Genomic DNA, 9,636 nt, shown 5'->3' with positions numbered 1-9,636 from the left:
AGATTCAGATAAATTTTTTTATTATTGATAAAGATTCTCCTAATAAAAAAGGAGCAATTTTATTCCGTATTTCGGGATAACAAATATGTGAACAAATTTCTGTAAAAAAAAATATTTTGGCCTCTAATTTTATAAAAAAAAGTTGTAAGTGAACTTTTGGAATTTAATTTTTTTTAATATATAAATAATGAAAAATCATCAAACGCAAGTGCGTGTTCGTTACTCAGAAACCGATCAAATGGGAGTCGTTTATCACGGAAATTATGTCCCTTATTTTGAGATTGGACGCGTGGAATGGCTTAGAAATAAAGGGATTTCGTATAAAAGTATGGAAGAAAGCGGGATCGGTTTACCTATTGTTTCGATGCAAATAAATTATAAAAAATCTGCACGCTATGATGAGCTTCTTACAATTCATACTACTTTCAAAAGTCAATCGTCAGTGAAGATTGAATTTGACTGTGAAATTTATAATGAGGCAAATGAGTTATTAACAACTGCCGTATTTATTTTAGTATTTATTTCGTTAAAATCGGGTCGTCCAACTGCCCCTCCGGATTATATTTTAGAATTATTTAAAACGCTTGAATAATTGTTAAAATGAGATGGGTTTTTGTATTAATTTATATAGTTTTAATATCGATTTCAAACATTAAATCAAAAATGTCGAATACTGATTCGGCATTTTTTTTGCGCGTTTTTGTCTTGATTTTGCCAATTGGTAAACCTGAATCTTCATCAATTTCCATTTCCTGAGACGTTATTTCCAACTTTTTTTCTTTAATAACCCGCATTACTTTGTTCATATTTTTATAATCAAAAGAGATTAAAAAGTGAACATCAATTGTTTTTTCGATAATCTCACAAACTTCAAGCGTCATTTGGGCTGTTGTTTTATAAGCGGCGATTAATCCGCCAACGCCTAATTTTATCCCTCCAAAAATTCGAACTACGACTACAAGAACGTTTGTTACGCCAAAAGATTGTATTTGTCCGTAAATTGGTGCTCCGGCTGTATTACTCGGTTCGCCATCATCATTGGCACGATATGAAATTTTTGGCGCTGTGCCCAATTGGTACGCATAACAATAATGAACAGCGTGCGGATGTTGTTTTTTTAAAGTTTCGATGATGGGTTTTACTTCGTCTTCGTGTTCTATAGGAAAAGCATATCCAAAGAATTTGCTGCCCTTTTCTTTAAAAAGTACTTCTTCAGATTCAAAAGCAATGGTTTTATAAGTATCGTCGTATTCCAAAAGTAAATGTCTAAATTATTTTATTTTTTTTGCCACAGATTAAAAGATTGAAAATGATTTTTTCTATTTTCTTTTAATTTTTTACTGTGACTATATATTTCGTGCAGATTTAAAAAGATTTAAACGGATATACGCAGATTATAATTACATCTGCTCAAATCAGCTGAATCTGCGTGAAAAAAAAATCATTTTTAATCTGTCCAATCTGTGGCTAAAACTTAAAAGGTCTATAATATTTTTTTCTCAAATAAATCAACTACGTCTTCCTGGCCCACTTGTAAGTTCCAGACATGAAGACCTAAAGCGGCGGCTGCATCTGTATTTTCTTTTTTGTCGTCTACAAACAAAGTGCGTTTTGGGGAAAGCTCGTGTTTATTGATTAAGTACTGAAAAACTTCTGCGTTTGGTTTACGCATTCCGATTTCAAAAGAAAAATATACTTTTTCAAAACATTGATAGAAATCGCTGTAAAAGGAGATTCCGCTTTTATTTTCGAAAGTAGCAATATGAATAGAATCTGTATTGCTTAATAAAAACAAACGGTATTTTTTTGAAAGCATTTGTAGAAATTCTAATCGGTATAAAGGAAAATCTGCTAAAACCGCATTCCATGCTTTTAAGATTTCTTCTATAGAAGTGTTGGGTAATTCTTTTTGAAAACCAGCCAGAAAATCATCGTGCGATATATCTCCGGTCTCGAACAAAAGATTCAAACGATCCATTTCGGCGCTCCATTCTTTCATGCCCAATTGCTGCAATCCTGAAATGGTACCTTGTTTATCTAAATTGATAAAAATATCTCCAAAGTCAAAAATTATAGTATCAATCATGATTTCTAATGTTTAATAATTCGTCGCCCTGAATATAGGTTTTGGCTGGATTTTTCTTTTGAATAACAGGCGCTTTTGTTCCCTTTTCAAAAGTGGTTTTTCCGATAAAAATCCTGGCTTCATCCCAAATATTCTGATCTATAAAAGATTGTAAGGTTTGCAATCCGCCTTCGATAATAATCGACTGAATTTGGTTTTGATGCAAAACAGCCAGAATTTGCGGTATTGTATTTTGATTAAAATCAATTACTTCAAAGTTAGTGTTTTCTGCCGAAAGGTTGGTTTCAGATTTTGTAAATACTATGGTTTTTACGCTATTATCAAAAATAAAACTATCTTTTGGGATGCGATTATTTTGATCTAAAACAACTCTTACCGGATTATTTCCTGACCAGTCTCTGGTGTTTAATTTTGGATTATCATCGATAACAGTTTGTGTTCCCACTAAAATAGCCTGTTCTTCGCTGCGCCATTTATGAACCAATTGTCTTGAGTACGAATTGGTAATCCATACAGGTTTTCGATCCTGGTCAATCTCTTTTTCCGGAGAAAGAAAACCGTCCTGAGTTTCGGCCCATTTTAATATAATATAAGGTCTTTTTTGCTGATGAAAAGTAAAAAAGCGCTTATTGAGTTCGTTGCATTCTTTTTCTAAAACCCCAACAATTACATTTGCCCCGGCAGCAATTAGTTTTTTAATGCCATTTCCGGCCACTCTTTCGTTGGGGTCAACAGTCCCAACAACTACATTCGGGATTTGATGTTCTATAATCAAATCGCAGCACGGAGGTGTTTTGCCAAAATGACTGCAAGGTTCTAAGCTTACATAAATAGTAGCTTTTTTTAATAATGATTTATCTTTTACAGATCGAATTGCATTTACTTCAGCATGAGGTTCTCCGGCTTTTTTGTGCCAGCCTTCGCCAATGATTTTATTTTCGTAAACAATTACGCTACCCACCATCGGATTAGGATATGTAGTTCCAAAGCCATTTTCTGCCAACTTTATGCAGCGTTTTATGTATTTTTCATGTATATTCACGGTACAAAAGTAGTTATTTTTGTTTAGTTCGATAGTTAACGATATTGTTAAGAAACTATCAAAAAAGTATTTTTACTTTTGTAATAGGTTATACGAATATAGTAATATGGAAAATTGGATTATCAGGGCAATTAAAAAAGAAGACAATCAGGCAGTTGCTCAATTAATACGATCGGTTTTTGATGAAATGGAAATTCCGAAAGTAGGTACGGCGTATGAAGATCCGTATTTAGATTTAATGTTTGAAGAATATAATAAGCCGCAATCAGCTTATTTTGTTGTTGAAAATGAAGGTAAAATTGTAGGTTGTGTGGGAATTGCACCGCTTGAAAATGGAGATCCTGAAATTTGCGAATTGCAAAAAATGTATTTTCTGCCTGAAACCCGTGGATTAGGAATTGGAAGTAAAATGATGCAAAAATGTTTAGATCAGGCAAAAGATTTTGGTTTTGAAAAATGTTATATCGAGACAATGCCGTTTATGCATGCGGCTCAAAAATTATATAAAAAATCAGGTTTTGAATATTTAGACGCTCCTTTGGGGAATACCGGGCACAGTTCTTGCCCAGTCTGGATGTTGAAAAACTTATAAGTTTACTATGAAAAAAATTATACTTCCGTTTTTGGTGTTCTCGATTTTGTTTTCCTGTAAAGACGATAAATTAGTAAAAGCTCAAGGATCTCAAACTCCTGTTAAGAATGAGGTTGTTAAAGATTCTGCTACAAACGATGAAGTTGTCGTAGAGGAAGACTTTAAAAATGATTTTGAAATCTTGTTGCCAGATGGCTACAGAGATGATCAGGGTAAGAATCCGGCTAATGCTTTGAATAAAGACTGGGTTGATTTATTTGAAGAAAATGGAAGTTATTATTTAGGAAAAACGGATTTTACGATCGAAAAAGGCTATGACGAATGTGTTGGAGATTCTATAAGATCGATTGTTTCTAAAAATAAATCGGTTTTGTTTATGGATGATCCGAAATTGAAATTAGGAAAAATAAAGGCTTTGAAATTGACTAAAAACAAAATCTGGCCAGACGAAAAATTAACTTTAAAATTCGATAATACGGATTATGTTTTTAGAGCTGAAGGAAAAGTGCTTTCGACTGAAAAAAGAAGTTTAGACGATAATAAAGAAGAAATTTATAAAAAAGTTGAAAATTATAAACTGTATTTGAAAGCAAACAACGGCCCCGAAAAATTGCTTTTGCAGGTAGAAACCTTCAATGATACTTTTGTTGAATTGCTTTTTGCCGGAGATATTGATAATGATGGAAAACTGGATTTTATTTTTGGTGCTAACAGAGATTATGAAGAAACACGAGTAATGTTATTTCTTTCTTCGAAGGCTGAAAATAAGGAACCGGTAAAAAAAGTTTCTCAAATTGCAATACAATTTGACTGCTAATAGCAGCCGAATATAAAAGTAAAAAATAAAGACCGCTTAAATATAAATTCAAATATAGATGAGAATTAAACAATACCGCACTCAGTTTATCAAAGAGTTGTCGCCTTTTTACGATGCTTACGAAGCGGAAAGTTTTTTCTATTTAATTTTAGAAGACAAACATAAATTACGTCAGATTGATTTAGCGTTAAATCATGAGTTGACTTTTTCAGACAGTGATTTTGTTGTTTGGGATTCATTATTAGCGCAATTAAAAAAAGAAGTTCCGATTCAGTATTTATTAGGAAAAACTAATTTTTATGGTTTGGATTTCGAGGTCAACGAGAATGTTTTGATCCCAAGACCGGAAACAGAAGAATTGGTAGAATGGATTATCAATGAAAACTCAAAAGCTGAAAAATCTAAAACAATCAAAATTCTTGATATAGGAACCGGGAGTGGTTGTATTGCAATTTCATTGGCAAAAAATATTCCGAACGCCCGGGTTTATGCGATGGATATTTCTAAAAAAGCAATAGAAACCGCGAAACGCAATGCTGTAAACAATAAAACAGATGTTACTTTTATTCTTCAGGACGTTTTAAATGCCGAAGAACTGAAATGTAATTTTGATATTATAGTTTCGAATCCGCCTTATGTGCGTAATTTGGAGAAAGAAGAAATCAAAAAAAATGTTCTGGATTATGAGCCGCATTTGGCGCTTTTTGTAGAAGATAATGATGCTTTGATTTTTTATCGAAAGATAGCCGAGCTGGCACAAAATAATCTGTTGGAAGACGGACAATTGTATTTTGAAATCAATCAGTATCTTGGTGATGAAATGAAAGATTTGTTAGAAAAAATGAATTTTAAAAGTATCGAATTACGAAAAGATATCTACGATAATGACAGAATGATTTTTGGAAAGGTTTTTAAAACTTTGTAGGTGTTAATTTTATGTAGGTTTAAAAAAAAAATATGGGACAAAATATCTCACTTATTATAACTAAAAATATTGAAATTAAAGTACCGCATGAAATTCCTCATTTAATTAGAAACGGATTGTTGATAATTGCTCTTGCGAAAGATGAATTTAGCTACTTTGTTGTTAAAGTTTTAAAGTCTTGTAAAACAAATCTTTCTGATTATATAGAAGGAAATAGTTTTGTAAGGTTAGTGCGCAAAATCGAATTAGATACCTTTTTAGCTTATCATGAAAGTGATTGGGGTCTGCTTGCAGATGAAATTTATTTTGCAGTTGTTGATGGCGAAATTATAATTGAATCAATTGAAAGTTTCAAAATCGAAGAGAGCGGCGATCCATTTATAAGTATTCCTGAAGAAAAAATGGATCCAAGAGATATACTTGAAATAGATTGGTCAAATATGGATTATTATCATAGTTATTATGATTTTAAAAAGATCTATAACCAGGAAAATAATTTAATATAGAACTTATATAAATCAATCTTTCAATTGATTTTGTGCTTAAATCAAAAATGATAAGAAAATTAGTTGTTGCTCAGTAGGATAAAAATCAACAGCTTAAACTTAATGCCTGCAAGGACAAAGTTCTTAAGAATATAAAAGCTCTAATCTAGCCCCGATAGCAGTGAAAATCCTTTTATGCCGTTGTTCGGCATAAAAGATTGTAACGAATAGCGGGACAATTGGTCTTTTTAAATCAATTAATTTCTGCTTCAAATATTCAATGTAGAAACTGTGACTAAAAAGTAAAAAATTATTCGTAACGCAAAGCTTCGATAGGGTCTAGTTTTGAGGCTTTTATAGCGGGATATAAGCCTGAAACAATGGCAACGGTAAAACTGGTTGCGAAAGCGGCAAAAATAGCGACCCACGGAATCACGAATGCAAAACTCATTGCAGTTGCTATAGCAAAACCTAAAAGGATTCCGATTATAATACCAATTAATCCGCCTATTTGTCCGATTAATAAAGTTTCGATAAAAAACTGTACGGCAATTGTAATTTTCTTGGCTCCTAAAGCTTTTCGAACACCTATTTCGCGTGTACGTTCTGTAACCGAAACGATCATGATGTTCATTAAGGCGATAGAAGATCCTAAAATAGTGATAACGCTAATGATCCAGGATGCCCAGCCTAAATATTTTGTGATGCCCAGAATACGATTGATCAAATCATCGCTTCGGCCAATTCCGAAATTATTATCGCGCGTTGGACTTAATTTTCGTACGCGTCGCATTGTGCTTGTGGCATTGTCGATAGCTTCGTCAAGAAATTCTTTTTTGCCCACCATTACGCTCAAGGTATAATTGATATTGGGTGCAGTAAATAGGGAACGCGCTACCTGAATTGGAATTAAAACGCGTAAATCCTGACTATTGCCAAATGTTGATCCTTTTTCTTTTAAGACTCCGATAACTTTAAAACGTGCGCCACGAATCGAAATTATTTTATCGATTGGGTTGACATCTTTTAATAAACCTTTCTCAAAATCAGATCCTACAACGCAGGAATATGTATTGTTGTCGATGTCAAATTGATTGAAACTACGTCCCAGACTTATTTCCAGACCTGAGTTAGAGATGAAATGCTCGTCGACACCTAAAATGGTAATTTCCGGATCGGTTTTTTTGTCGAGATATTTTACTTCGGCGGTTTTGGTTGCTGTAAAAGATAAAGAAGTTTCGCTAAAAGGATATTTGTATTTGTTTTTGAAAGCAACCGCCTCAGGATACGAAATAATAGGATTGACGATTTCACGTTCGTTGCTTCCTCGATTTTTAAGATTGTTTTCGTATTGGTTAATGTTGAAGGTATTGGCTCCCATTGAAGCAAAATTGGTCGAAATTGTATTTTCAAGTGCTGTTACCACCGTTAAGATTCCTACCAAAGCGGTAATCCCGATAGCGATAATTAAAACGGTAAGAATAGTACGCAATAATTGTGTTTTGATAGAACCAAAAGCAATTCGGATATTTTCTTTAAATAATTTTAGCATCATGACCAATTTGTCACGAAAATACGTTTTTTGTTACAAGTTTGTTTTCGAACTGGCATTATTTATTTTAAAAAATAAGATATTTGCAGTCGATTTATGATTAATAGTAAATCTAAAATCCCAATATAATTAATGTAAAAGAGTTTATGAGGTAAGATTAGAAAATAATCTAAAATCTAAAATCTAAAAATCTAAAATCAGAAAGATGGCTTCAAAACCAAGCATACCACAAGGAACAAGAGATTTTTCGCCAGCAGAGGTGTCAAAACGTCAATATATTATTCAGACCATAAAAAATAATTTCGAAAAATTTGGTTTTCAACCGATTGAAACTCCTTCGTTTGAAAATTCAGATACCTTAATGGGTAAATATGGAGAAGAAGGTGATCGTTTGATTTTTAAAATATTGAATTCGGGTAATTTTTTCTTCAATAAAAATAAAATTGAATTGCCGGAATCTTTAGAATCTCTGCAAGTTAATTCGGCCGAGACAATTAGTCTTGATCAAAGAATTGAGCTGAATAAATTTACAGGAAAAATTTCGGAGAAAGCTTTACGTTACGATTTAACCGTTCCGTTTGCGAGATACGTGGTGCAACACCAAAACGAAATTGAGTTTCCTTTTAAAAGATACCAGATTCAACCGGTTTGGAGAGCTGACAGGCCGCAAAGAGGGCGTTACAGAGAGTTTTACCAATGTGATGCCGATGTTGTTGGTTCAAAATCATTGTGGCAGGAAGTAGAATTGGTACAATTGTACGATACTGTTTTTACGTCTTTAGGTTTAGAAGGTGTTACGATTAAAATCAATAACAGAAAAATATTATCCGGAATTGCCGAAGTAATTGGCGCATCTGATAAATTGATCGATTTTACAGTGGCTCTTGATAAGCTGGATAAAATTGGCGAAGATGGTGTGAAAAAAGAAATGATCGAAAAAGGTATTGCTGAAGAGGCTTTGGTGAAAGTTCAGCCGCTTTTTAACTTTTCAGGAACGTTTGCAGATAAGATTAGTCAACTCTCAGATTTATTAGCGGAATCTGAAGAAGGAATGAAAGGAGTAGAGGAATTGAAATTTATTTGTGACAATGTGGCAACTTTAGGTTTGGCAACTGCAACTTTAGATCTCGATGTAACGCTTGCTCGTGGATTAAACTATTATACCGGAGCTATTTTTGAAGTAGCGGCGCCAAAAACTGTTTCGATGGGTTCTATTGGCGGCGGTGGAAGATACGATGACTTAACAGGTATTTTTGGTTTGAAAAATATGAGTGGTGTTGGAATTTCTTTCGGTCTAGATCGTATTTATCTGGTTCTTGAAGAATTGCAATTATTCCCGGAAACTGTTGCAGCAACATCAAAAGCATTGTTTATCAACTACGGAGATGCTGAGGCTTTATACGCTTCGCAGGCTATTCAGAAATTAAGACAAGAAAATATAAAAGTAGAATTGTATCCTGATAATGTAAAAGTGGGGAAACAATTTCAGTACGCAGATAAGCGCTTGATTCCGTTTGCGGTAATTGCCGGAGAACAGGAAATTGCAGCAAATTCATATTCGCTTAAAAATCTGATTTCAGGAGAACAAATTTCTGTTGATTTTGAAGGATTGAAAGCTGCTTTATTGGCTTAAGTCTATTTTGTTCGTGGTGGAATTTACCGCAAAGGGTGCAAAGGTTTTTTTGCCACAGATTACACAGATTAAAAAGATTTTTTTGTTTTATTCGTGAATTTTGGGCTGGATTAACCGCAAAGGGCGATAAGATTTAATTTTAATTTACGCATATAAAACACAAAGTTCGCAAAGCTATAAACACACAGCTTTGCGAACTTTGTGTTTTTATTGAACCATAGCTTTAGAAATCTTAGCGCACTTTGCGGTTAATTTCGCAAAGTTTTGAGTTTGTTGCTGATGAATAATTCGTGAATTCGTGGCAGATTAATTATAAGTGTTTTAAGATTTAATTTTACTTTGCGTTTTTATTAAACCATAGCTTTAAAAATCTTAGTGTCCTTTGCGTTTAATATCGCAAAGTTGTCGTTCTGATAAAAAAAAATGTAAGTTCTGCAAAGCTTTGGGGATGATTGTGTTACTGAATTGTTAGCGTTCGTGAGCTTAAATCTTTTTTAAATTTGC

The 9,636-nt window shown here is 33.3% G+C and carries 10 protein-coding genes; 6 read left to right on the top strand and 4 right to left on the bottom strand.

The genetic code is table 11. The annotated features are described in order from the left end of the window. Positions 1–187: 187 nt before the first annotated feature. On the top strand, positions 188–592 hold the full coding sequence (locus L0669_RS23655) for an acyl-CoA thioesterase (RefSeq protein WP_173971691.1): 405 nt from the start codon (positions 188–190) through the stop codon (positions 590–592). A 31-nt stretch (positions 593–623) separates the two neighbouring features. Here the strand turns inward: L0669_RS23655 and L0669_RS23650 are convergent, their stop codons facing one another. From L0669_RS23650 to ribD, 3 genes are all read right to left on the bottom strand, one after another. After that, a complete protein-coding gene (locus L0669_RS23650; RefSeq protein WP_263760392.1) occupies positions 624–1,256 on the bottom strand; it encodes an IMPACT family protein in 633 nt (210 codons plus the stop codon). A 227-nt stretch (positions 1,257–1,483) separates the two neighbouring features. Beyond that, positions 1,484–2,086, bottom strand: a complete 603-nt coding sequence (locus tag L0669_RS23645; RefSeq protein ID WP_263760390.1) for an HAD family hydrolase — start codon at positions 2,084–2,086, stop codon at positions 1,484–1,486. Next, positions 2,079–3,128: a bifunctional diaminohydroxyphosphoribosylaminopyrimidine deaminase/5-amino-6-(5-phosphoribosylamino)uracil reductase RibD gene (ribD, locus tag L0669_RS23640; RefSeq protein WP_263760388.1), complete on the bottom strand. Its 1,050-nt coding sequence runs from the start codon at positions 3,126–3,128 to the stop codon at positions 2,079–2,081. Before ribD ends, L0669_RS23645 begins: the two co-directional genes overlap by 8 nt. Positions 3,129–3,234: 106 nt before the next feature. Between ribD and L0669_RS23635 the strand changes: the two genes are divergently transcribed. Genes L0669_RS23635 through L0669_RS23620 form a run of 4 tightly spaced genes read left to right on the top strand, consistent with a single transcriptional unit; the run spans position 3,235 to position 5,968 of the window. Further along, positions 3,235–3,720 (top strand): GNAT family N-acetyltransferase, encoded by a 486-nt coding sequence (locus tag L0669_RS23635; RefSeq protein WP_173971695.1) that lies wholly within the window; start codon positions 3,235–3,237, stop codon positions 3,718–3,720. Positions 3,721–3,727: 7 nt separating this feature from the next. Next, positions 3,728–4,537 (top strand): hypothetical protein, encoded by an 810-nt coding sequence (locus L0669_RS23630; protein WP_263760386.1) that lies wholly within the window; start codon positions 3,728–3,730, stop codon positions 4,535–4,537. A 58-nt stretch (positions 4,538–4,595) separates the two neighbouring features. Continuing rightward, positions 4,596–5,462, top strand: coding sequence for a peptide chain release factor N(5)-glutamine methyltransferase (prmC, locus tag L0669_RS23625; protein WP_263760384.1), 867 nt, complete (start codon positions 4,596–4,598; stop codon positions 5,460–5,462). Positions 5,463–5,494: 32 nt separating this feature from the next. Next, on the top strand, positions 5,495–5,968 hold the full coding sequence (locus tag L0669_RS23620) for a hypothetical protein (protein ID WP_263760382.1): 474 nt from the start codon (positions 5,495–5,497) through the stop codon (positions 5,966–5,968). Positions 5,969–6,257: 289 nt separating this feature from the next. On the opposite strand, the gene L0669_RS23615 is transcribed toward L0669_RS23620, so the two are convergent. Beyond that, a complete protein-coding gene (locus L0669_RS23615) occupies positions 6,258–7,502 on the bottom strand; it encodes an ABC transporter permease (protein WP_173971698.1) in 1,245 nt (414 codons plus the stop codon). Between the two features lie 202 nt (positions 7,503–7,704). On the opposite strand from L0669_RS23615, the gene hisS reads away from it, so the two are divergent. Further along, positions 7,705–9,132 (top strand): histidine--tRNA ligase, encoded by a 1,428-nt coding sequence (gene hisS / locus L0669_RS23610; protein ID WP_263760380.1) that lies wholly within the window; start codon positions 7,705–7,707, stop codon positions 9,130–9,132. Positions 9,133–9,636: the final 504 nt, after the last annotated feature.

It is taken from the genome of Flavobacterium bizetiae, from assembly GCF_024271895.1.
Taxonomy (GTDB): Bacteria; Bacteroidota; Bacteroidia; order Flavobacteriales; family Flavobacteriaceae; genus Flavobacterium; species Flavobacterium bizetiae.
Note: the sequence above shows the minus strand (reverse complement) of the source record. Positions and strands in the feature narration are given on the sequence as shown.

Excerpts from the sequence above, each read along its gene's own strand:
- L0669_RS23615 (WP_173971698.1), bottom strand. The coding sequence starts at position 7,502 with ATGATGCTAAAATTATTTAAAGAAAATATCCGAATTGCTTTTGGTTCT.
- L0669_RS23630 (WP_263760386.1), top strand. The coding sequence starts at position 3,728 with ATGAAAAAAATTATACTTCCGTTTTTGGTGTTCTCGATTTTGTTTTCC.
- hisS (WP_263760380.1), top strand. The coding sequence starts at position 7,705 with ATGGCTTCAAAACCAAGCATACCACAAGGAACAAGAGATTTTTCGCCA.
- L0669_RS23620 (WP_263760382.1), top strand. The coding sequence starts at position 5,495 with ATGGGACAAAATATCTCACTTATTATAACTAAAAATATTGAAATTAAA.
- prmC (WP_263760384.1), top strand. The coding sequence starts at position 4,596 with ATGAGAATTAAACAATACCGCACTCAGTTTATCAAAGAGTTGTCGCCT.
- L0669_RS23655 (WP_173971691.1), top strand. The coding sequence starts at position 188 with ATGAAAAATCATCAAACGCAAGTGCGTGTTCGTTACTCAGAAACCGAT.
- L0669_RS23635 (WP_173971695.1), top strand. The coding sequence starts at position 3,235 with ATGGAAAATTGGATTATCAGGGCAATTAAAAAAGAAGACAATCAGGCA.
- L0669_RS23645 (WP_263760390.1), bottom strand. The coding sequence starts at position 2,086 with ATGATTGATACTATAATTTTTGACTTTGGAGATATTTTTATCAATTTA.